The organism is Ferrovibrio xuzhouensis (assembly GCF_042648965.1).
Lineage (GTDB): Bacteria > Pseudomonadota > Alphaproteobacteria > Ferrovibrionales > Ferrovibrionaceae > Ferrovibrio > Ferrovibrio xuzhouensis.
This window is the reverse complement of the sequence record NZ_JBHRYJ010000001.1, coordinates 1433218-1455617: the sequence shown is the minus strand read 5'-3', so window position 1 is coordinate 1455617 and position 22400 is coordinate 1433218. Positions and strand designations below refer to the sequence as shown.

Below are 22400 nucleotides of genomic sequence, written 5' to 3'. Positions count from 1 at the left end.
ATCCGACATTACCTTACCTGTTGATCCTGACGATCTGGCTCCACCAGCAGCAGGAGGACAGGCATGGCCCGTTCCGGCTCCGCCACTGTATCCACCACTGATCCGACAGCTACTGATCCGACATCCCGATCCCCTGACCCGCAGTCCCATGTGCTGGCCGGGCAGAAGGCCCTCGTCACCGGTGCGAATTCCGGCATCGGCCGCGCCGTGGCGCTTGCGCTCGGCCGCGCCGGCGCCGATGTCGCGGTGAATTATGTCGATGGCGATGACGCGGCCGAAGCCGTGGCCGCCGAAATCCGCGCCACCGGCGGGCGCGCCATGACCTGCAAGGCCGATGTCTCGTCCGAAGACGCCGTGGCAGTCATGTTCGCCGCCGTGATCGAGACCTTCGGCACCCTCGACATCCTGGTCAGCAACGCCGGCCTGCAGCGCGATGCCGCCATCGGCGCGATGACCCTGGCGCAATGGCGCAAGGTGATCGACGTCAACCTGACCGGACAGTTCCTCTGCGCCCGCGCGGCGGCGGCCGAATTCATCCGCCGCGGCGTGGTGCCGGAGGTCTCGCGCGCCGCCGGCAAGATCATCTGCATGAGTTCGGTGCACCAGCGCATCCCCTGGGCCGGCCATGTCAATTACGCCGCCTCCAAGGGCGGCATCCACATGATGATGGAAAGCCTGGCGCAGGAGCTGGCGCCGCAGCGCATCCGCGTCAACGCCATCGCGCCGGGCGCCATCCGCACGCCGATCAACACCGCCGCCTGGGACACCCCCGAAGCCTACGAAAAACTGATGACGCTGGTGCCCTATGGCCGCATCGGCGAGCCCGAGGATATCGCCCGGGCCGCGGTCTGGCTCGCCTCCGACCTGTCCGACTATGTGGTCGGCACGACCTTGTTCGTCGACGGCGGCATGGCGCTTTATCCCGGCTTCGCCTCGGGCGGCTGAGTACGATCCATGAGCAGCCGCATCGAGGATTATGCCGTCATCGGCAACTGCGAAACCATGGCGCTGGTCGGGCGCGACGGGTCCATCGACTGGCTCGGCCTGCCACGCTTCGACAGCCCGGCCTGCTTCGCCGCCCTGCTGGGTGAGCCGGAACATGGCCGCTGGCTGATTGCGCCCGAGGACAGGAAGGCGACGGTGACGCGGCGCTATCGCGGCAGCACCATGCTTCTTGAAACGACGTTCGAGACCGCGACCGGCGCCGTCTGCGTCATCGACTGCATGACCCATCGCGACGGCATCTCGGATGTCGTGCGGCTGGTGCGCGGCCTGCGCGGCACGGTGGCCATGCACACCGAGCTGGTGGTGCGCTTCGGCTACGGCTCGATCGTACCCTGGGCGACCCGGCGCCACGACGGCCGCCGGCAGTTCGTCGCCGGGCCGGACCGGCTGGTGCTCGCTGCCGATGTGCCGTTGCGCGGCCGCGACATGAAGACTGTCGGCCGCTTCGAGGTGAGTGAGGGCGAGGAAGTCGGCTTCGTATTAAGCTGGACGCCGTCCTTCCAGCCCGATCCGCCGAAGCTGCCGGCGGCCGAGGCCATCGCCGCAGTGGAAGCCTTCTGGACCGACTGGGCCGCGGCATTCACGCCCGGCGCCGAATGGTCCGATGCCATCCTGCGCTCGCTGCTGACGCTGAAGGCGCTGACCCACCGGCAGACCGGCGGCATCGTGGCCGCCGGCACCACCTCGCTGCCCGAACAGCCGGGCGGCAGCCGCAACTGGGACTACCGGCTGTGCTGGCTGCGCGACTCGACCTTCACGCTCTATGCGCTGATCGGCGGCGGCTTCCTCGGCGAGGCGCAGGCGTGGCGCGAATGGCTGCTGCGCGCGGTGGCCGGCGATCCCGCCGACCTGCAGATCATGTATGGCATCGCCGGCGAACGCCGGCTGGTGGAATACGAGGTGCCATGGCTGCCGGGCTATGGTGGCGCATCACCGGTGCGCGTCGGCAATGCCGCGGCCGGGCAGCTGCAGCTCGATGTCTATGGCGAGGTGATGGACACGCTGTATGTGGCGCGCAAGGCCGGACTGCCGCCCGAGCCGGCCGCCTGGGCGCTGGAGACTGCACTGGTCGAGCATCTCGAAACCATCTGGGACCAGCCCGATGACGGCATCTGGGAAGTGCGCGGCGGCCGCCGGCATTTCACCCATTCCAAGGTGATGGCTTGGGTCGCCTTCGACCGCGCAGTGCGTTCGGCCGAGGAATTCGGTCTGCATGCGCCGCTGGAGCGCTGGCGTGCCGTGCGCGACGCCATCCATGCCCAGGTCTGCGACAAGGGCTTCGACGCAGCGCAGAACAGCTTCGTGCAGTCCTATGGCAGCACGGCGCTGGATGCCAGCCTGCTGCTGATCGCCATGGTCGGTTTCCTGCCGGCCGACGATCCGCGCATCATCGGTACCGTGACGGCGATCGAACGCGGTCTGCTGCGCAACGGCCTGGTGTTGCGCTACGACACCGGCGAAGTCGCCGACGGCCTGCCGCCCGGCGAGGGCGCCTTTCTCGCCTGCAGTTTCTGGCTCGCCGACAATTACATCCTGCTCGGCCGGCACGCAGAAGCCCGCGCCCTGTTCGAACGGCTGCTGGGCCTGTGCAATGACGTCGGCCTGCTGGCCGAGGAATACGACCCGGTCAACCGGCGCCAGCTCGGCAATTTCCCGCAGGCGTTCTCGCATCTGGCGCTGATCAACACCGCCCGCAACCTGCTCGATGCTGCCGGCCCGGCGCAGCAGCGCGCCGAGGGCGGCAAGCCGGGCGAATAAAACAGCGCCGGAAACCGCGATTTCCGGTGCCGCGGCGGAAATCTTTCGCCGCGATGGAATAAACTCCACCCGCCGCCTGTCTGTCTCCATAACGGCGCTTTGCCGTTCATGGAGCCCCGACATGCAGTCCCGATCCCGAATTCCCCGTCCCCTTGCCGCACTGGCGGCTGCCCTCGTGCTGGGCACCGCGTCGCTGGCACTGGCGCAGGACGCCATGCCGCATCACCACGGCGCCAGTGCGTCGGGTACATCGATGCCCGGCATGGCGATGCCGCCGACCGATTATGCCGCCGCGCCGGCCGCGGAGCGCCCCTTCCTGCAGGGCAACGACGCCGCCATGGCGAAGATGATGGCCGACATGACGGTCAAACCAACCGGCGACATCGACCGCGATTTCGTCGACATGATGGTGCCGCATCACCAGGGCGCCATCGACATGGCGGAACTGCTGCTGCGCTACGGCCATAACGAACAGCTAAAGCGGCTGGCCCAGGAAATCATCGTCACCCAGCAGCAGGAGATCGCCGCCATGCGGCTGGCGGTCGGCGAGCCGCTGCCGCCCTCCGTTCCGTCGCCCACCCAGTCCCCCGCCCAATCCCCCGCCCAATCCCCCGCAAAGTAGAAACAGGAGTCTTCCCATGAAACACCATCTGCTCAGGATGGCGCTGCTGGCCGGCACCATGCTCGCCGCCGTCCCGGCCTTCGCCGGACAGGCACCCGGCGCCGCTTCCGATCCGGATGTGCCGATCAGCCACCGCGACCGCGTCTATGCGGCCGAGCAGTTCTCCAATACCGTTTCGGTCACCGATCCGGCCGACAACAAGCTGCTCGGCGTGATCCGGCTTGGTGATTCGCAGCCCAGCAACCTCAGCCCGCTCTATCGCGGCCAGGTGCTGGTGCATGGCATGGGCTTCTCGCCCGATCACCGGACGCTGGCCGTCGTCTCGATCGGCAGCAACTCGGTTTCTTTCATCGACACCGCGACCAATGCCGTGAAGCACATCACCTATGTCGGCCGCTCGCCGCATGAGGCCTTCTTTACGCCGGACGGTAGCGAGGTCTGGGTCACCGTGCGCGGCGAGGATTACGTCGACGTGCTCGACGGCAAGACCTTTGCCGAGAAGACGCGCATCAAGGTGCCGGCCGGTCCCGGCATGCAGATTTTCTCGCCCGACGGCAAATACGGCTATGTCTGTTCGTCGTTCAATCCGGAGACCGACGTGATCTCGGTGGCCGATCACCAGATCGTCGCCCGGGTGAAGCAGGAGAGCCCGTTCTGCCCCAACATCGCCGCTACCCCGGACGGCAGCCAGGTCTGGTTCACCCTGAAGGATGTCGGCAAGACCCAGGTGTTCAACGCCAAGTCGCCGTTCAACGTGCTCAAGGTGCTGGATACCGGGCCGATCACCAATCACGTCAACATCGTGCACAACGCCAAAGGCACGTTCGCCTATGTCACCATCGGCGGGCTGAACGAGGTGAAGGTGTTCCGCACCGACGACTTCTCGCAGGTCGCCACCATCCCGGTCGGCAAGCTGCCCCATGGCCTGTGGCCGTCGGGCGACGGCACCCGGGTCTATGTCGGCCTCGAGAATGCCGACGGCCTTGCCGTGATCGACACCTTGACCAACAAGCTGGTCACCACCGTCGCCATCGGCCAGGCGCCGCAGGCGCTGACCTATGTGTCGAACGCGGTGCCCGAGGGCAGCGGCCTCGACAACCTGCAGCCGCTCGGTATGGCCGGCGCGGCGGCGCATTTCACCCTGGCCGCGGCCGGTGACAAGACTGCGGCCGCGCCGACCAGCGTCACCCTGTTCGACCAGGGCCTGTCGCAGGTGCTGCAGGCCTCGGTGACCGGTCTCGAGCCGAAGCAGCCCTATGTCCTGGCGCTGGCGAGCCGCGCGGATGGCGGCGGTGCGCTGCAGCCGGTGTCGGCCTTCATGACCAATCCGGCCGGCTCCGCCATCGTCAATGCGGTCGGTCCGATCCGCCAGCTGGTGCGCGGCGAGGACCAGGTGCCGAAGCGCTATCTGGTGATCGCGCCGTCCGAGGCCGGCAAGCCCGGCAGGCCGGTTCAGTTGCAGACGCGGTAGGGGCGACCGCGACACCGCCCGCAGCGCGCCAGTCGTCGGGTGCCTGCGGGCGGTGTTTTTTACGCTGCGGCGCTGCCGCAAAACTGGAAGAATGCTGCCGCCATGTCCGACATGCTGCATCTGATCGAACCGCTGATCCCCGCCCTGCGGCGTTACGCCCGGGCGCTGCTGCGCGAGCGGGCGGCGGCCGACGACCTGGTGCAGGACTGCCTGGAGCGCGCCATCGGCCGCTGGCACCTGCGCCGGGCGGACGGCAATGTGCAGGGCTGGCTGTTCGCCATCCTGCACAATCTCGCCATCAACCGGCTGCGCCAGAGCCAGAGCCGCGGCCGGCATATCGCCATCGAGGATGCCGGCGAGGCGGTGCTGTCGCAGCCGCCGGCGCAGGAGGATGGCCTGCACCACGGCGATGTGCTGCGGGCGCTCGACCTGCTGCCGGAAGACCAGCGCAGCGTGCTGCTGCTGGTCTCGGTGGAGGATCTGTCCTATGCCGAGGCGGCGGCGGTGCTGGGGGTTCCGGTCGGCACCGTGATGTCGCGGCTGGCGCGTGGCCGCGAACGGCTGCGCGGCATTCTTGAAGACGGAACGGATATTGCCGCCCGGCGCGGCGCGCATCTGCGGAGGGTGAAATGAACGGCCGGCCGATCGGGGAAGACGACCTGCAGGCATTTGTCGACGGCCGGCTCGATGCCGAACGCCAGGTCGAGGTGGCTGCCTATCTGGAGCGCCATGCCGATGTGGCGCGCCGCGTCGACGGCTATCGCCGGCAGCGCGACGCCCTGCGCGCGGCGCTGGCACCGGTCGCCGAAGAACCGGTGCCGCCGGAACTCAATCTCGCCCGCATGATCGAGGCCCGCCGGCGGGTGACGGCCGGACGTGCCCGCTGGCGCATGGCCGCCGCGGCCGTGCTGCTGGTCTGCCTCGGCGGCGCCGGCGGCTGGGGCCTGCACAGCGTGATGCCGGTGCCGGCTGCGCAGCTGGCTTCTGCTGCCGGTGTGGCCGCGCTGGCGCAGGAAGCCGCCGACAGCTATGCCGTCTATGCCTCCGACCATCTGCGACCGGTCGAACTGCGGTCGGCCGAACGTGCCGAACTGGTCGACTGGGCGGCCGAACGCCTGCACCGCCGCGTGCCGGTGCCTGATCTGTCGGCGGCGGGCTACCGCTTCATGGGCGGGCGCATGGTGGCGACGCCTCATGGTGCCGCCGTGCTGTTCATGTATGACGACGACCACGGCACGCGGCTCGTGGTGCTCAGCCGGCCGATGGCGGAACAGGACCGCACGGCGGCGATGGCGCCCTATGCGCGCGGCAAGGTCGCCGGCTTTTCCTGGGCCGACAAGGGCGTCGGCTTCAGCCTGGTCGGCCCGGTGGAACCGGACCGGTTGCATCCGCTGGCCGACGAGATCCGCCGCCAGGTCGGTCGCGACATCTGACGCCTCACGCGCAACGGGATTGCCCGGCCGCGCGTTATCGGGCAGAACCGGAGGAGCAGAGGAGAGCCGTTCATGCCGGTTGCGCGGGTGCACAGGATTTCGGCCGACAGTCCGGACGATACGGCCGGTCTGCGGCAGGTCATCGCCGCCGGGCAACTCGATCCCGCCGGCATCACCGCCATCTTCGGCAAGACCGAGGGCAACGGCCTGGTCAACGATTTCTCGCGCGGCCTGGCGGTGCGGGCGCTGACGGGCCTGCTGGAAGAAACCCTCGGGTACGAGCGTGCGGCACAGGTCTGCCTCGTCATGTCGGGCGGCACCGAGGGCGGCATGGCACCGCACTGGACGGTGTTCGAGCGGCAGGAGGGTGCGGCCGGTGCATCGCCGGCGCTGGCCATCGGCAAGGCGCATACCCCGGCGCTGGCGCCCGAACAACTCGGTCGCCGCGCCCAGGTCGAACTGGTGGCCGAAGGCGTGCGCGCCGCCATGCGGGACGCTGCCATCGACGATCCGGCCGATGTGCATTTCGTGCAGATCAAATGCCCGCTGCTGACCGCCCAGCGCATTGCCGCGGCGGACGCGCGTGGGGCGACGGTTGCGACGCGCGACACGCTGAAATCCATGGGCCTGTCGCGGGCGGCCAGTGCGCTCGGCATCGGGCTCGCGCTCGGCGAGATCGACGGCAGTCGCATCACCGATGCCGCCATCGGCAGCGACTGGTCGCTGTGGTCGGGCCGCGCCAGCACGTCTGCTGGCATCGAGCTGATGGGGCACGAGATCGTCGTGCTCGGCGTGTCGGCGGCCTGGAGCGGGCCGCTCGCCATCGATCATGCGGTGATGGCAGACGGCCTCGATATCGAGCCGGTGCGCGCCGCGCTCGCCCGGCTCGGCCTGGATGTGCCGGGGCAGCTGCCGCCGAGCCAGCGCGATCGCATCGTCGCCGTGCTGGCCAAGGCGGAGGCGAGCCATGACGGCCGCCTGCGCGGCCACCGTCATACCATGACGGATGATTCCGACATTTCCGCGACCCGTCATGCGCGGGCCTTCGTCGCCGGCAGTCTCGGCGGCCTGATCGGCCATGCCGAGATCTATGTCTCCGGCGGTGCCGAGCATCAGGGTCCCGATGGCGGCGGCCCGGTTGCGGTTATCGTCAGCCGCGCTGGCTGAAGCGGCGGCCGACCAGGGCGGCGGCGATGTTGGTTTTCTGCACGTCGATGGCGCCGCCGGCGATGCCCCAGCCGAAGCCGTCGCGCAGGCGCTGTTCCATGCGGTATTCGGTGGAATAGCCATAGCCGCCCATCACCTGGATGCCCATGGCGGCGACCTCGCGCACCATCTCGTTGGCGAAGCATTTGGCGATGCTGGCATCGGCGATCGACGGCAGGCCGTCGGCGGCATTCTGCGCCGCGCGCCAGATCAGCAGCCGCGCCGCCTCCACCCGCATTGCCATGTCGGCCAGCTTGAGCTGCACCGCCTGGAATTCGACCAGCGGCTTGCCGAACTGGCGGCGCTCCTGCACATAGGCGAGTGCCTCTTCCAGCGCGGCGGCGGCGATGCCGAGCGACATGGTGGCATTGCCGCAGCGTTCGAGGTCGAAGGCCTCCATCAGCTTGCGGAAGCCGCCGGCCGGCACGATCAGGTTGTCGCGCGGCACCCGCACGCCATCGAGGAAGATGTCGCAGGAGGGAATCCCGCGGAAGCCCATCAGTTTTTCCGGCTTGCCGAAGCGCAGTCCGGGGCGGTCCTTCTCGACCAGCACCGCGCCGATGCCGGCGGCGCCCGGCGCATCCGACAGCCGGCAGTAGACCACATAGGCATCGGCATGGCCGCCGCCGCTGCTCCAGCGCTTCTGGCCGTCCAGCACGATGGCGTCGCCGTCGATGCGGGCCTTCGTCGTCAGGTCGGTCAGCGCGGTGCCGGCATGGGGCTCCGACATCGAGACGGCGACTACCATCTCGCCGCGGATCACCGGCGGCAGGATGCGCTGGCGCAGGCTTTCGCTGGCGAAATGCAGCACGGTGCGCACCGGGCCGGTGGCGCTTTCGAAAACCGGGAAGGCGACGGCCGGTGACACTTGCGCGAATTGCTCCAGCACCAGCAGGGCCTCGATATGCCCGAGCCCGAGCCCGCCATAGGCTTCCGGCATGTTGATGCCGAGGAAACCAAGTTCGGCATAACGGCGGCGCATCGCGGCTGGCACCGGCTCGTTTTTCTCTTCCAGGTCGCGGGCGAGTACCGGCAGTTCGCCGCGGGCAAAGCTGCGCGCGGCCTCCTGCAGGGCGCGCTGATCGTCGTTGAGCCGGAAATCCATGGCAACCTCCCTCGGCCGGCCGCTTTTTCATGCCGGTCCGCCCTGAAAGGTGCCCGCCGGCGGCGCGGCCGTCCAGCCTTCAACGATATGGAGTGTCAGCGCCGCTGCTGGCGCCGGCGGATCACGTCGAGATAGGCATCGCGCGAGGGGCCGAGATGGCTGCGGCACAGGTCGACCAGCGCGGCGCGGTCGCCGTTGCGCAGCGCCTCGATCATCGCCTGGTGTTCCTCGCGCGACCGCGCCAGATACTCCGGATCGGCCGCCGTGAACGAGCGTGCGGCATGCACCTTCTGGGCAAAGCCGCGGATCGCCTCGGCGAGATAGGGATTGCCGCAGCCGCCGAACAGGGTCTCGTGGAAATGCATGTTGGCGCGAAAGGCGGCGCGCGGGTCGCCGGCTGCGACGGCGGCCGAATGGCGGGCCTGGATCTCGCTCAGCGCCGCGAGCAGCGCCGGATCGGCGGGCAGGGGGATCTGCTCGGCCGCCAGCCCCTCGATCACTTCGCGGACGGAATAGATCTGCGCGACCTCGGTGGCCTGCAGCATGCGCACCACGGCGCCCTTGTGCGGGATGCGTTCGACCAGGCCGATACGCTCCAGCTCGAAGATCGCCTCGCGCACGATATGGCGCTTCACCTCGAAGCGGGCGGCCAGGTCCTCCTCGACGAGGCGCTCGCGCGGCTGCAGCCAGCCCAGCACGATCTCTTCCTCGATCAGGTCGGCCAGCCGGCGCGTCCGGTCGACCGCGCCTGCGGGGTCCCGGGCCTGCTGCCGTGCGGTATTCTGATGCTCCCGGGCATGCTGCCGCGGCATGTCCTGCAAGCTCATGATAATCTCCTTAACAATATTGTTGACAATCTTGTTAAGGATTGTCAATGCTCTCCTTCAAGGAGCGCCCAGTCTATGTCCAAATCCCATCCCGGCGGAATGCGCCGGAACCTCGCCAACTATGGCGATGCCGGTTTTTCCGTCTTTCTGCGCAAGGCCTTCATCAAGGCGCTCGGTTATACCGACGATGCGCTCGACCGGCCGATCATCGGCATCGTCGACACGGCGTCCGGCTACAATGCCTGCCACCGCAATGTCCCCGACCTGATCGAGGCGGCGTCCCGCGGCGTCATGCTGTCGGGCGGCATCCCCGTACCGTTCCCGGTGATCTCGATCCAGGAAAGCTTTTCCAACCCGACCAGCATGTATCTGCGCAACCTGATGGCCATGGACGCGGAAGAGATGATCCGCGCCCAGCCGATGGATGCCGTGATCCTGCTCGGCGGCTGCGACAAGACAGTGCCGGCCCTGCTGATGGGCGCCGCCAGCGCCAATGTGCCGGCCATCATGCTGGTGACCGGTCCCATGCTGGCGGGGTCATGGCGCGGCGAGAAGCTCGGCGCCTGCACCGACTGCCGCCGCTTCTGGGCGCGCTATCGTGCCGGCGAGGTCAGCGACGACGAGATCAACGAGGTCAACGGCGAGCTGGCGCCGACCATCGGCACCTGCGGCGTGATGGGCACCGCCAGCACCATGGCGCTGACCGTCGAGGCCATGGGCATGATGCTGCCGGGCGGCGCCGCGGTACCCGCCGTGCATGCCGAACGCCGCCGGCTGGCCGAACGCACCGGTGCGCGCGCCGTCGCCATGGCGGCCGAGGGCCTGACGCCCGACAAGATCATGACCCCGGCGGCCTTCCGCAATGCGCTGCGCGTGCTGCTTGCCGTCGGCGGCAGCACCAACGCGCTGATCCATCTGACCGCCATGGCCGGCCGGCTCGGCATCGGCATCGACCTCGAAGGGTTCGATGAACTCGGCCGCGAGACCCCGGTGCTGGTCGACCTGAAGCCGACCGGCCAGCATTACATGGAAGACCTCTACAAGGCCGGCGGCCTGACGCCGATCCTGCGCGAACTGGGCGCCCTGCTGGAACGCGACTGCCTCACGGTGACGGGAAAGACGCTCGGCGAGAATATCGATGCCGCGCCGGCGGGCTGGCCGCAGGATGTGGTCCGCACCATGGCGGCGCCGGTCTACAGGAACGGCGCCATGGCGGTGCTGCGCGGCAACCTCGCGCCGGACGGCGCCATCATCAAGCAGGCCGCCGCCACGCAAAGCCTGCTGCAGCATGAGGGGCGTGCCGTGGTGTTCGACAGCCTGCCCGACATGGCGGCGCGGCTCGACAGTCCGGATCTCGACGTGAAGCCCGACGACATCCTGGTGCTGCGCAACGCCGGACCGAAAGGCGCGCCGGGCATGCCGGAGGCCGGCTATATCCCGATCCCGAAGAAACTGGCGCAGGCCGGCGTCAAGGACATGGTCCGCATCTCCGATGCGCGCATGAGCGGCACGGCCTATGGCACCATCGTGCTGCATATCGCGCCGGAATCCGCCGCCGGCGGCCCGCTGGCGCTGGTGCGCACCGGCGACCGCATCCGGCTCGACACCGCCGGGCGGCGCATCGACCTGCTGGTCGACGATGCCGCGCTGGCGAAACGTCGCGCCGCGCTGCCGCCGCTGCCCACCGGCGAGGGGCGGCGTGGCTATGAACGGCTGTATTTCGATACGGTGACCCAGGCCGAGCGCGGCTGCGACTTCGATTTCGCGGTGCCCGCGATCACGACGAAGGTGCCGTAACCCTTTCACGACCCCGGACTGCACAACAAAGGATGCCGGCATCGCCCGGCAGACAAGGGAGAGACGCATGAGCAGCATAAAAACCACCGCCGCCCCGGTCACTGGCGGCGATACCAGCCTGGGTGCATTTTTCCGCGACATGAATGCCTCCGAGCGACGCACCTTCTGGGCCTGCTTTGTCGGCTGGACGCTGGATGCGATGGATTTCATGATCTATCCGCTGGTGATCGGCACGCTGATCGCGCTGTGGCAGGTCGACCGCGGCACGGCGGGCCTTGCCGTCACCATCACGCTGCTGGCGTCGGCCGTCGGCGGCTGGCTGGTCGGCTACATGTCCGACCGCGTCGGCCGCGTGCGCGCCTTGCAGTTCACCATCCTGTGGTTCTCGTTCTTCACCCTGCTCTGCGCCTTCGCGCAGAATTACGAGCAGCTGTTCGTCGCTCGCGCCCTGCTGGGTCTCGGCTTCGGCGGCGAATGGGCCGCCGGCGCCGTGCTGATGGGCGAGACGATCCGCGCCGAATACCGCGGCCGGGCCGTCGGCACCGTGCAGTCGGGCTGGGCGGTCGGCTGGGGCGTCGCCGTGCTGCTGCAGTTCGTCTGCTACAGCCTGCTGCCGCCGGAGATGGCGTGGCGCTGGATGTTCGGCCTCGGCGCGATCCCCGCCGTGCTGATCTTCTTCCTGCGCCGCTATGTCGACGAACCGGTGATCGCGGCGAAAACCCGCAGCGCCGATGCCGCCCATCGCGCCAAGCCGTCGATCTGGGAAATCTTCGCCCCCAATATCCTGAAGACCACCCTGCTGGCCGCGCTGCTCGGCACCGGTGCCCAGGGCGGCTATTACGCCGTCACCTCCTGGCTGCCGACCTTCCTGCGCAGCGAACGACATCTCACCGTGGTCGGCTCGACCGGCTATCTTGCCATGCTGATCGCCGGCAGCTTCGTCGGCTATGTCGCCGGCGCCTGGCTCGCTGACCGCATCGGCCGCCGCAAGCTGTTCATCACCTTCGCCATCCTCGCCTCGGTGCTGGTGATCGCCTATACGCGGCTGCCACTGTCGAACGAGGTCATGCTGTTCCTCGGCTTTCCGCTCGGCTTCTGCGCCTCGGCCTATTTCTCCGGCGTCGGCGCCTTCCTGACCGAACTGTTCCCGACCCGCCTGCGCGGTTCGGGCCAGGGCTTTGCCTATAACTTCGGCCGCGGCCTGGGCGCGCTATTCCCCACCCTGGTCGGCTATCTGTCGGCGACCATACCGCTGTCGGAAGCCATCGCGATCTTCGCGGTGCTGGCTTACGGCCTGCTGTTCATCGCCGCCGTGCTGTTGCCGGAAACCCGCGGCAAGGTGCTGGAAGCCGATGACTGAGCCCCAAAACCCACAGGGTCGGATCCCGGATTGCCCGGGGCCCGACCCGAAGCCCCATGGCCCGACGCGCTTCGCCATGCCGGCGGGTGCTGTCGACACCCATGCCCATGTGATCGGGTCGCCGCCTGCCTGGCCGCTGGAGCCGGTGCGCAACTACACCGCGCCGGATGCCACGGCCGCCATGTATACCGGCATGCTCGACGCCATCGGTGCCGCTTACGGCGTACTGGTGCAGGTCAGCGTGCATGGCACCGACAACCGCCTGATGCTGGAGACCCTGCGGGCGCATCCGCAGCGCCTGCGCGGGGTCGCTGTCGTCGATCCCGGGCTGCCGGAACGCGATTACGCCGCCCTGCGCGAGCAGGGCGTGCGGGGCCTGCGCATCAACGCGCTGTTCGCCGGCGGGCCGACCCTGCAGGCGCTCGAGGAATACGACGCGATCTGCCGCTCGATGGACTGGCATCTGCAGCTGCTGCTCGATGCCCGCGAGCTTCCGACGCTGGCGCCGCGGCTGTCGCGGCTGCGCACGCCGCTGGTGGTCGACCATATGGGCCATCTGCCGGCCGACGAAGGCGTCGCCCATCCGGGCTTCCAGCATCTGCTCGGGCTGGTGCGCGACGGCGCCTGGGTCAAGCTGTCGGGCGCCTATCGGCTCAGCACGGCGGGGTTCCCCTACCACGACACCATCCCGCTGGCCCGCGCGCTGATCGAGGCGGCCTCGGACCGCTGCATCTGGGGCTCCGACTGGCCGCATGTCGCCACCTGGGGCCATATGCCCAATGTCGGCGACCTGCTCGACCTGCTGGCCGACTGGGTGCCCGACGCGGCCACCCGCAATCGCGTGCTGTCGGATAACGCGCGCCGGCTGTACGGGTTTCCGTAACCACCTGACGCTGGACCGGAGCCGGGCGGACGTCCTATGTAGGGACCGTCCGCCCTTCACCGGAATTCCCGCGCCATGAGCCCTGCCAGCACCGCCGTCACCATCCGCCGCCCCGACGACTGGCATGCGCACTTACGCGACGGCGCGGTGATGGCGGCCGTGCTGCCGCATACCGCCGCCCAGTTCGCCCGCGCCATCGTGATGCCGAACCTGAAGCCGCCGGTGACCACCGTGGCGCTGGCCTCTGCCTATCGCGACCGCATCCTGGCGGCGCTGCCGGCCGGCAGCGATTTCCGGCCGCTGATGACGGCGTATCTCACCGACAGCATCGACAAGGCCGAGATCGAACGCGGCTTCGCCGACCACGTCTGGGTCGCCGCCAAGCTCTATCCGGCCGGCGCCACCACCAACTCGCAGCATGGCGTGACCGATATCCGCCACATCTATCCGGTGCTGGAGGTCATGCAGCGGATCGGCATGCCCTTGCTGGTGCATGGCGAGGTGACCGACCATACCGTCGACATCTTCGACCGCGAGCAGGTCTTCATCGAGCGCATCCTGCTGCCGCTGCTGAAGGATTTCCCCGCGCTGAAGGTCGTGCTGGAGCATATCACCACGGCGGAAGCGGCAGAGGTGGTGCGCGAGGGCGGTCCGCGCCTCGGCGCGACGATCACGCCGCATCACCTGATGATCAACCGCTCGTCGCTGTTCGAGGGCGGCATCCGGCCGCATCTCTACTGCCTGCCGATCGCCAAGCGCGAACGCCATCGCCTGGCGCTGCGCAAGGCCGCCACCTCGGGCGCGGCCTGCTATTTCCTCGGCACCGACACGGCGCCGCATCTGGCCCATACCAAGGAAGCCGCCTGCGGCTGCGCCGGCATCTTCAATGCGCCGACCGCCATGCAGGCCTATGCCCAGGTCTTCCACGAGGAAGCCGCGCTCGACAGGCTGGAGGCCTTCGCGTCGCTGAACGGTCCGCGCTTCTACGGCCTGCCGCTCAACGAGGGGAAAATCCGTCTCGCGCTGGCGGCGGCGGAAGCGCCGCAGGATGTCGAGATCGAGGGCGACCGCGTCGTCGTCTTCGCGCCGGAATGCGGCGCGGCCTGGACCCTGTCGGCCGCCTGATACGCTCTAGACCGGCAACGCAATCGAATATTTCACCTGGGTGAGCGCGAAGCTCGATTCGATCGAGGCAACGCCGTCGAGCCGGGTCAGTTTGTTTTTCAGAAAGGCTTCATAGGAGGCGAGGTCGGCGGCGACCACGCGCAGCAGGTAATCGCGCGGTCCCGTCATCAGGTAGCATTCCAGCACCTCTTCCCAGGCCGAGATCGCGGCGGCGAAGCGGTCGAGATCTTCCTCCTTCTGGCGCGCCAGCTTGATCGAGATGAACACGCTGACCGGCAGGCCGAGCGCCTTCTGGTCGACCCGGGCGATATAGCCCGAGATCACGCCGCGCTCTTCCAGCAGCTTGACCCGGCGGTGGCAGGGCGACACTGACAGGCCGACCCGGTCGGCCAGTTCCTGCATGGTCAGCCGGCTGTCGGCCTGCAGCGCCCGGAGGATCTTGCGGTCGATGGTGTCGATGGTGGTCATTGGAATAGTTTTCCATGATTTATCAAAATACTGGTGAATTATACTATGAAACGTGCCATTGGCGATAACGGTTTGGGAATTTCCGTTGCCGGGCTGCTGCTAGACTCGGGGCCTCATCCCAGCTTCCGGTGGCCGCCATGCCCGTCGATCCCGCCCGCCTCGAAATCCTCTCCGCCCTGTCCCGCAAGGTGCTGTGGCTGTCGTCCTGGACCATCCATCACGCCAACCACCTGCGCGCCAATCGCGACGGCCTCAAGGTCGGCGGCCACCAGGCCTCCTCGGCCTCGCTGGCGACCATCATGGCGGCGCTGTATTTCGCCGTGCTGAAGCCGGAAGACCGCGTCGCCGTGAAGCCGCATGCGAGTCCGGTCTTCCATGCCATCCAGTATCTGTTCGGCCTGCAGACCCGCGACAAGCTGGAGAATTTCCGCGGCTTCGGCGGCGCGCAATCCTATCCGTCGCGCACCAAGGATATCGACGATGTCGATTTCTCCACCGGCTCGGTCGGCCTCGGCGTGGCGCAGACCCTGTTCTCGTCGCTGGCGCAGGATTATGTCACGGCGCATGGCTGGATGCAGGACCGCCGCGCGGGCCGCATGATCGCCCTGATCGGCGATGCCGAGATGGACGAGGGCAATATCTTCGAGGCGTTGCTCGAAGGCTGGAAGCATGGCCTGCGCAACACCTGGTGGGTGGTCGACTACAACCGCCAGAGCCTCGACGCCGTGGTGCGTGAAGGGCTGTGGGAAAAATTCGAGTCGATGTTCCGCAACTTCGGCTGGGAGGTGGTGATCGTCAAATACGGCCGGCTGATGCAGGCGGCCTTTGCCGAGCCCGGCGGCGCGGCGCTGAAAGCCTGGATCGATGCCTGCCCGAACCAGGTCTATGCCGCCTTGTGCTTCCAGGGCGGCGCCGCGTTTCGCAAGCGGCTGGAGGACGAGATCGGCGACCAGGGGCCGGTGTCAGCGCTGATCGGCCGGCGCAGCGACGCCGAGCTGCTGGCGCTGATGTCCAACCTTGGCGGCCACGACATGGCCAGCATGGTCGAGGCCTTTGAGGCCATCGACCATGACCGGCCGGTCTGCTTCATCGCCTATACCATCAAGGGCGTCGGCCTGCCGTTCCAGGGCCACAAGGACAACCATGCCGGCCTGATGACGGTGGCCCAGATGGAAAGCTGGCGCGCGACGCAGGCGATCCGCCCAGGCCATGAATGGGACCGGTTCGAGGGTCTCGATCATGACCCCGCCATGCTGCAGGCATTTCTCGATGCCGTGCCGTTTGCGCAGGCCGGCCGCCGTCGGCTGCAGGCGCCGGTCATCGACGTGCCGGCCGAACTGGCTTTCCCCGCAACGGCGCAGCTGTCGACCCAGCAGGGCTTCGGCCTGATCCTGCAGGAACTGGCACGCAGCGACAGCGAACTGGCGCGACGCTTGGTCACCACGTCGCCGGATGTCACCGTCTCGACCAATCTCGGTCCCTGGGTCAACCGCCGTGGCCTGTTCGCACGGGCCGAGATGGCCGACCAGTTCAGGAAAGAGAAAATCCCGTCGATGTTCGCCTGGGATTTCTCGCCGCGCGGCCAGCATGTCGAACTCGGCATCGCCGAGATGAACCTGTTCATCATGCTGTCGGCGCTTGGCCTGTCGCACGAGATCAACGGCGAACGCCTGCTGCCGGTCGGCACGCTGTATGATCCGTTCATCCAGCGCGGCCTCGATGCGCTCAACTACGCCTGCTACCAGAATGCGCGCTTCATGGTGGCGGCGACGCCGTCGGGCATCACCCTGGCGCCCGAAGGTGGCGCGCATCAATCCATTGCCACGCCGCTGATCGGCATGGCGCAGGATGGCCTGGCGTCTTTCGAACCGGCTTTCGTCGACGAACTCGCCACCGTGATGCGCTGGGGCTTCGACCACATGCAGCGCGACGATGGCGGCGCGGTCTACCTGCGCCTGTCGACCCGCGCGCTGGAACAGCCGAAGCGCCAGATCACGCCCGACCTCGCGCGCGACATCGCCGCCGGGGCCTACTGGCTGCGCCGGCCGGGGCCGAATGCCGAGCTGGTGATCGCCTACAGCGGCGCGGTGGCGCCGGAAGCCATCGCGGCGGCCGGCCTGCTCGGCGAGGCCCGCCGCGATATCGGCCTGCTGGCGGTGACCTCGGCCGACCGGCTGCATGTCGGCTGGCAGGCATCACGGCGTGCGCGGCGCGATGGCCGCGATGCAGCGCCGAGCCATGTGGAAATTTTGCTGTCAGGCCTGCCGCGCAACTGCGGCATCGTCAGCGTACTCGACGGTCATCCGGCGACGCTGGCCTGGCTCGGCGGCGTGGCCGGGCATCGCATCGAGGCGCTCGGCGTCGACCGTTTCGGCCAGACCGGCGATATCGACGACCTTTATGCCTATTACGGGCTGGATGCCAACGCGATCATCGCGGCGGCGGAAACGCTCACACCGGGTGCGCCGGCACGCCGACGCAAGCAGGCGGTCTGAAGGACGCGCGGGCCAGAATCCTAGTCTTCGGTGTCGGTTTTCTTCTTGCCCGGCTGATGTGGCCGGCCGGCGCTCAGCATCAGCAGCGCCATGTCATCGAGATCGGCCGACAGCCGGCCCAGAGTGACGCCGCCGGCATGCAGCAGGCAATGCACGCCGCGTTCGCTGACGCCTTTCACCGTGGCCGACACCGGCTTTTCGCCGGCCAGCCGCAGCTTGACGCGGCTGCCGACCGGCAGGTCGATGACCGGGGAAAACAGGCAGCCTTCCAGCGACAGGTTGGTCACCGTGCCCTCGATCTGGCCGCCCGGATGGTCGAGCCGGGCCGTGATTTTGGTATCGCGCCGGTCGAAGCGGCGGCGATTGCGGCCATCCTGTTCGGTTTCGGCAGCGGTGTCGGCGGTTGTCGTCTTGGCGGTGGCCATAGGCCCTCGTCTCCCCTGGTTGGGCACAGACTAGCCGGCCGGCCCGATGCAGGGAAGGGGAATTGCCATGGTATTCCCGTGGCAGTTCCGCGACGGCAGACTGACGGCATTCGGTGTGACAAAAGCATGGCGAAGCGGAGTCGGTTTATCTAAAGTGGCAGTCGAATCCGTCACATATCGTCCGCCCTCAGCACGAAGTTCGCCATGACCGCGCGCCTGCCGCCAGAGTCCATCATCTGGGCCCTGTCGCGCCACAATGCTTACCTGACCAGTCGGCCCGGCGGCGAGCGCCTGCAGCGCCGCGGGGGGGATTTTGCCGATCTCAAGCTCGATGGTGCGAACCTCGACGATGCCATCCTGCCGGGCTGCAGCTTTGCCGGGGCCTCGCTGAAATCGGCGCAATTCGCCCGCGCCGATCTGTTCAGCGCCGATTTCACCCGCGCCGATCTGACCCACACGCAATTCGACCGCGCCGATCTGCGTGGCGCCAATTTCCTGATGGCGATGCTCAAGCAGACCTCGTTCCGCCAGGCTGACCTGCGGCCGGGCCAGATCGTCCGTCATGAAAAGGAAGGCAGCCCCGGCGATGTCGGCGCCGGCCAGGACGTGCCGGTCAACATGTCGGGCGCCAATCTCGACGAGGCCAACCTGCGCCATGCCAACATGGACCAGGCCAACCTGACCAATGTCAGCGCGGTCGGTGCCAGCTTCGGCGGCGCCTCGCTGTTTGCGGTGAATCTCACCGGCGCCAACCTGCAAGGCGCCGATTTTTCCGGCGCCCGGCTGAAGGAAACCACCTTCGTCGGTGCCGATCTGGCCGGCGCCAAGCTGGCCGGCTGCGACCTGCGCGGCGCCAACCTGCGCAGCGTCGATCTCTCCGATGTCGATCTGACCGGCGCCAACCTGCAGGGTGCCGTCTATCGCGAGGGCAAGGCCCAGCTGCCGCCGGAGATCGAGGCCAAGCTGTCGGCGCATGGCAAATGGATCGCCTCGAACGGCGAGGCCGGCGAACGTGCGGTGTTCAGCAACATGAAGCTGCCGGGCATCGATTTCTCGAGCTGCGATCTGCGCGCCGCGGTGTTCCAGGACACCAATCTCGCCGGCGCTTTTTTCTCGCGTTCGCAGCTGCTGTTCACCAGCTTCAGCGGTGCCGATCTGCGCAAGGCGAATTTCGACCAGGCCAGCATGGGCGGCGCCAACATGTCGGGCGCCCTGCTCGCCGGCGCCGCGCTGCGCGGAGCACAGCTGGTCGGCGTCGAGATCTACAACGCGCTGAACCAGCGCACCGGCAAGATCATCTTTCCGCGGTTCGACAATGCCGACCTCACCGGCTGCGATCTGCGCGGCGCCGTCATCGAGGGCGTCGATTTCGCCAGCACTGTGTTCGACAAGGTGAATATCGCCGGCACGGAACTGCGCCAGTGCACCGGGATGCGCAGCGGGCGGCGCGCCTGAAGCAGGCCTGAACCGCAGCCGGCCAGGCTGCGAGTGGCTGTCACAAAACCGTCGATTCTCACGCAATTGCTATTTCACGCTGTGTGAAAGCATGGTTGTATGCTCGCGTGTAAGAAACAATCTTCGTTAGAATCTGCAAGAATTGCAACATTCATGGTCGAACGTCTGATCCCCCCCAATGACGTGCAGGTGGTGCTGTCGCGCCATGCTGCCTTTCTGGCCGGTCGGCCGGGCGGCGTGCGTCTGCAGCAGCCGGGCGGCCAGTATGCCAGGCTGCGCCTCGATGGCGCGATGCTCGATGACGCCATCCTGTCGCGGGCGGACTTCGGCGATTCCTCGATGGCCGGGGCGCAGATGCGCCGGGCCGACCTGTTCTGCGCCGACTTCCAGAATGCCGATCTGACCCGCGTGGTGCTGGACCGCGCCGATCTGCGCGGCGCCAATCTGTGCCGGACCGTGCTGCGCCATGCCTCGCTCAACCAGGTCGACCTGCGGCCGGGCCAGGTGATGATCGCGGAGACCAACGAAAGCAAACAGGTCAACGCCAATCTCGACGGCGCCAAGCTCGACGGCGCCGATCTGAAGAATGCCCAGCTCGACCAGGCCAGCATGGCGGTCTCCTCGGCCAAGGGTGCATCCTTTGCCAATGCCAGCCTGTTTGCCGTCAACCTGGCCGGCGCCGACCTGGCCGGTGCCAACCTGACCGGCGCCCGCATGAAGGACGCCAATCTGGTCGGGGCCAATCTGGCCGGTGCGCAGATGAAAGGCTGCGATCTGCGCGGTGCCAACCTGCGCAATGTCGATCTCAGCGTGGTCAATATCGAGGGGGTCTCCCTGCAGGGTGCGGTGTATCGCACGGGCGAGGCGCTGCCGCCGGAAATCGAGGACATCCTGAAGCTGCACAGCCTGTGGATCGCCACCGGCGGTGCCGAGGGCAGCCGCGCCGATCTCAGCGGTCGCAATCTCGATGGCTGCAGTTTTGCCAGCTGCGACCTGCGGGCGGCCGAACTGCACGAGGCCTCGCTGAAGGGTGCCGATTTCAGCAATGCCCAGCTGATGTTTACCAGTTTTCTCAAGGCCGAGCTGCAGGAGGCGGTGTTCGATCTGGCCGATGCCGGCGGCTCCAATTTTTCCGGCGCCAATCTGACCAAGAGCCGTTGGCGCGGCAGCCGGGTGTTCGGCGTCGATATCTACAACGCCCTGAACCAGCGGACCGGCAAGATGGTGTTCCCGCGCTTCGATGGTGCCGACCTGACCGGTGCCGACCTGCGCGGCGCCGGCCTCGAGGGCATCGATTTCACCGGTGTCACCCTCACCGGCGCCAACCTGTCGGGCGCCGATTTGCGCAACTGCACCGGCCTGCGACGCGGCTGAACCGGCGCCGGCCCCCCGTCCGGCCCCCGGATTTTCCTGTCATTACCGGATTTCAACGGGCCGGCCCGCAGCCAGCAGAGTAGGTTGGCGCGCCCGGCGGGGGACCCGGTCTGCCGGAGCTCCAGGGTTCCCGGGATGATTATAAACGGCCGGCGAGGAATGCCAGGTGGCGAACTCTCTTGATACGAGTGTCACCGGCGGACTAATCTGGTTACCAGAACGTTAACTTAACCTTTGCGCGTCAGGAGAGTGTGCGCGGATGGTCGACCTCCGTTTCCCGTCGCAGCAGATCACCGTTGCGCTGTCACGCCATGCCGCCTGGGCTGGCGGACGCGGCGACGGCGAGCGGCTGCAGCGCAAGGGCGAGGATTTCACCTGGCTGCGGCTCGACAGCGCCAAGCTGAACGACGCCGTATTGTCGCGCTGCCAGTTCACCGGGGCCTCGCTGGTGAAGGCGGAACTGCGCCGCGCCGACCTGTTCGCCGCCGATTTCATGCGCGCCGATCTGTCGGGTGCCATCCTCGATCGCGCCGATCTGCGCGGCGGCAACATGATGCGCGCCATCCTGCGCGGCGCGTCGCTTAACCAGGCCGACCTGCGGCCGGGCCAGATCGTCCTCGACAGCGGTGCCAGCCGCTCCCAGGCGGCGAACCTGAGCGAAGCCAAGCTCGACGGTGCCGACCTGCGCTCGGCGCAGCTCGACGAGGCCAATCTCTCGGTCTCGTCGGCGACCGGCGCCAATTTCGCCAATGCCAGCCTGTTCTCGGTCAACCTGGCCGGCGCCGATCTGTCGGGCGCCAACCTGACCATGGCGCGGCTCAAGGACGTCAACCTGATCGGCGCGCGGCTCGAAGGTGCATTGCTGCAGGGGGCCGACCTGCGCGGGGCCAACCTGCGCAATGTCGATCTCAGCAAGGTCAACCTGAAAGGCGTCGACCTTTCCAATTCGGTGTACCGCAAGGCCGCCAACCTGCCGGCCGAGGTCGATGTGATCCTGCAGGCGCACAGCCGCTGGATCGCCACCGGCGGTGCCGACGGCCAGCGCGCCATCCTCAGCGGCATGAAGCTGCCCGGCTGCGACTTTTCGAGCTGCGACCTGCGGGGCGCCGAGCTGCATGGCTGCGACCTCAAGGGCGCCGATTTCAGTTCGGCGCAATTGCTGTTCGCCAGCTTCATCGGTGCCGACCTGCCGCATTCCAATTTCGACCAGGCCGATCTCGGCGGGGTGAATTTCACCAACAGCAACCTGGCCGGCGCCACCTTCCGTGGCGCCAAGCTGGTCGGCGCACCGCTCTACAGTGCCGGCAACGGCAAGACCGGCCGCACCGTCTATCCGCTGATGATCGCCACCGACCTGACCGGCGCCGACCTGCGCGGCGCCGTACTCGATCATATCGACCTGACCCAGGCCAAGCTGGCCCGCGTCAACATGGCCGGCGCCGACCTGCGCGACTGCCTCGGCCTCAGCGGCGCCGCCTGAACGGCCGGCGCTTCTCACGAACAGAAAACGGCCGGTCCCTTGCGGGGCCGGCCCCCAGAACAGAAAACGGCCGGTCCCTTGCGGGGCCGGCCGGTGTCTTTCGGGCGCGCG

19 protein-coding genes are annotated in these 22400 nt (G+C 67.8%); 15 read left to right on the top strand and 4 right to left on the bottom strand.

Features of this window, described 5'->3' with window-relative positions; genetic code table 11:
- Positions 1-63 precede the first annotated feature (63 nt).
- The 7 genes from ACFOOQ_RS07240 to atzD all read left to right on the top strand — a co-directional run bounded on the left by ACFOOQ_RS07240 (position 64) and on the right by atzD (position 7456).
- The gene (locus tag ACFOOQ_RS07240) at positions 64-945 is read left to right on the top strand and encodes an SDR family oxidoreductase (RefSeq protein ID WP_379723700.1); all 882 of its coding nucleotides are present in this window, start codon (positions 64-66) and stop codon (positions 943-945) included.
- A gap of 9 nt (positions 946-954) precedes the next feature.
- A complete protein-coding gene (locus ACFOOQ_RS07235; protein ID WP_379723697.1) occupies positions 955-2763 on the top strand; it encodes a glycoside hydrolase family 15 protein in 1809 nt (602 codons plus the stop codon).
- Between the two features lie 121 nt (positions 2764-2884).
- A complete protein-coding gene (locus tag ACFOOQ_RS07230) occupies positions 2885-3385 on the top strand; it encodes a DUF305 domain-containing protein (RefSeq protein WP_379723694.1) in 501 nt (166 codons plus the stop codon).
- A gap of 16 nt (positions 3386-3401) precedes the next feature.
- Positions 3402-4856, top strand: coding sequence for a YncE family protein (locus tag ACFOOQ_RS07225; protein WP_379723691.1), 1455 nt, complete (start codon positions 3402-3404; stop codon positions 4854-4856).
- 102 nt (positions 4857-4958) lie between these two features.
- Positions 4959-5489 carry a sigma-70 family RNA polymerase sigma factor gene (locus ACFOOQ_RS07220; protein WP_379723688.1) on the top strand — a complete coding sequence of 177 codons (531 nt, stop codon included), beginning with the start codon at positions 4959-4961 and terminating at the stop codon, positions 5487-5489.
- Positions 5486-6289, top strand: coding sequence for an anti-sigma factor family protein (locus tag ACFOOQ_RS07215; protein WP_379723685.1), 804 nt, complete (start codon positions 5486-5488; stop codon positions 6287-6289). Before ACFOOQ_RS07220 ends, ACFOOQ_RS07215 begins: the two co-directional genes overlap by 4 nt.
- Positions 6290-6361: 72 nt before the next feature.
- A complete protein-coding gene (gene atzD / locus ACFOOQ_RS07210) occupies positions 6362-7456 on the top strand; it encodes a cyanuric acid amidohydrolase (RefSeq protein WP_379723682.1) in 1095 nt (364 codons plus the stop codon).
- On the opposite strand, the gene ACFOOQ_RS07205 is transcribed toward atzD, so the two are convergent.
- Both ACFOOQ_RS07205 and ACFOOQ_RS07200 read right to left on the bottom strand, forming a co-directional pair.
- Positions 7440-8600, bottom strand: a complete 1161-nt coding sequence (locus ACFOOQ_RS07205) for an acyl-CoA dehydrogenase family protein (protein WP_379723679.1) — start codon at positions 8598-8600, stop codon at positions 7440-7442. The two genes, atzD and ACFOOQ_RS07205, sit on opposite strands and share 17 nt — an antisense overlap.
- 95 nt (positions 8601-8695) lie before the next feature.
- A complete protein-coding gene (locus ACFOOQ_RS07200; protein ID WP_379723676.1) occupies positions 8696-9427 on the bottom strand; it encodes a GntR family transcriptional regulator in 732 nt (243 codons plus the stop codon).
- A gap of 75 nt (positions 9428-9502) precedes the next feature.
- Here ACFOOQ_RS07200 and ACFOOQ_RS07195 point away from each other — a divergent pair, with 75 nt between their 5' ends.
- The 4 genes from ACFOOQ_RS07195 (at position 9503) to pyrC (ending at position 14592) form a co-directional block, all read left to right on the top strand.
- Positions 9503-11224, top strand: coding sequence for an IlvD/Edd family dehydratase (locus ACFOOQ_RS07195; RefSeq protein ID WP_379723673.1), 1722 nt, complete (start codon positions 9503-9505; stop codon positions 11222-11224).
- Between the two features lie 67 nt (positions 11225-11291).
- Positions 11292-12584, top strand: coding sequence for an MFS transporter (locus ACFOOQ_RS07190; protein WP_379723670.1), 1293 nt, complete (start codon positions 11292-11294; stop codon positions 12582-12584).
- Positions 12585-12660: 76 nt separating this feature from the next.
- Complete coding sequence (locus ACFOOQ_RS07185) at positions 12661-13467, top strand: amidohydrolase family protein (protein WP_379723667.1); 807 nt, start codon at positions 12661-12663, stop codon at positions 13465-13467.
- Positions 13468-13542: 75 nt separating this feature from the next.
- Positions 13543-14592 (top strand): dihydroorotase, encoded by a 1050-nt coding sequence (gene pyrC / locus ACFOOQ_RS07180; protein ID WP_379723664.1) that lies wholly within the window; start codon positions 13543-13545, stop codon positions 14590-14592.
- 6 nt (positions 14593-14598) lie between these two features.
- On the opposite strand, the gene ACFOOQ_RS07175 is transcribed toward pyrC, so the two are convergent.
- Positions 14599-15060, bottom strand: coding sequence for an Lrp/AsnC family transcriptional regulator (locus ACFOOQ_RS07175; RefSeq protein ID WP_379723661.1), 462 nt, complete (start codon positions 15058-15060; stop codon positions 14599-14601).
- 137 nt (positions 15061-15197) lie between these two features.
- On the opposite strand from ACFOOQ_RS07175, the gene ACFOOQ_RS07170 reads away from it, so the two are divergent.
- Positions 15198-17555 carry a transketolase gene (locus ACFOOQ_RS07170; protein ID WP_379723658.1) on the top strand — a complete coding sequence of 786 codons (2358 nt, stop codon included), beginning with the start codon at positions 15198-15200 and terminating at the stop codon, positions 17553-17555.
- Between the two features lie 20 nt (positions 17556-17575).
- On the opposite strand, the gene ACFOOQ_RS07165 is transcribed toward ACFOOQ_RS07170, so the two are convergent.
- On the bottom strand, positions 17576-17980 hold the full coding sequence (locus tag ACFOOQ_RS07165; RefSeq protein WP_379723655.1) for a PilZ domain-containing protein: 405 nt from the start codon (positions 17978-17980) through the stop codon (positions 17576-17578).
- A gap of 204 nt (positions 17981-18184) precedes the next feature.
- Here ACFOOQ_RS07165 and ACFOOQ_RS07160 point away from each other — a divergent pair, with 204 nt between their 5' ends.
- The 3 genes from ACFOOQ_RS07160 (at position 18185) to ACFOOQ_RS07150 (ending at position 22289) form a co-directional block, all read left to right on the top strand.
- A complete protein-coding gene (locus ACFOOQ_RS07160; RefSeq protein WP_379723652.1) occupies positions 18185-19435 on the top strand; it encodes a pentapeptide repeat-containing protein in 1251 nt (416 codons plus the stop codon).
- Between the two features lie 153 nt (positions 19436-19588).
- On the top strand, positions 19589-20809 hold the full coding sequence (locus ACFOOQ_RS07155) for a pentapeptide repeat-containing protein (protein WP_379723648.1): 1221 nt from the start codon (positions 19589-19591) through the stop codon (positions 20807-20809).
- Positions 20810-21068: 259 nt separating this feature from the next.
- The gene (locus tag ACFOOQ_RS07150; protein ID WP_379723645.1) at positions 21069-22289 is read left to right on the top strand and encodes a pentapeptide repeat-containing protein; all 1221 of its coding nucleotides are present in this window, start codon (positions 21069-21071) and stop codon (positions 22287-22289) included.
- Positions 22290-22400 lie beyond the last annotated feature (111 nt).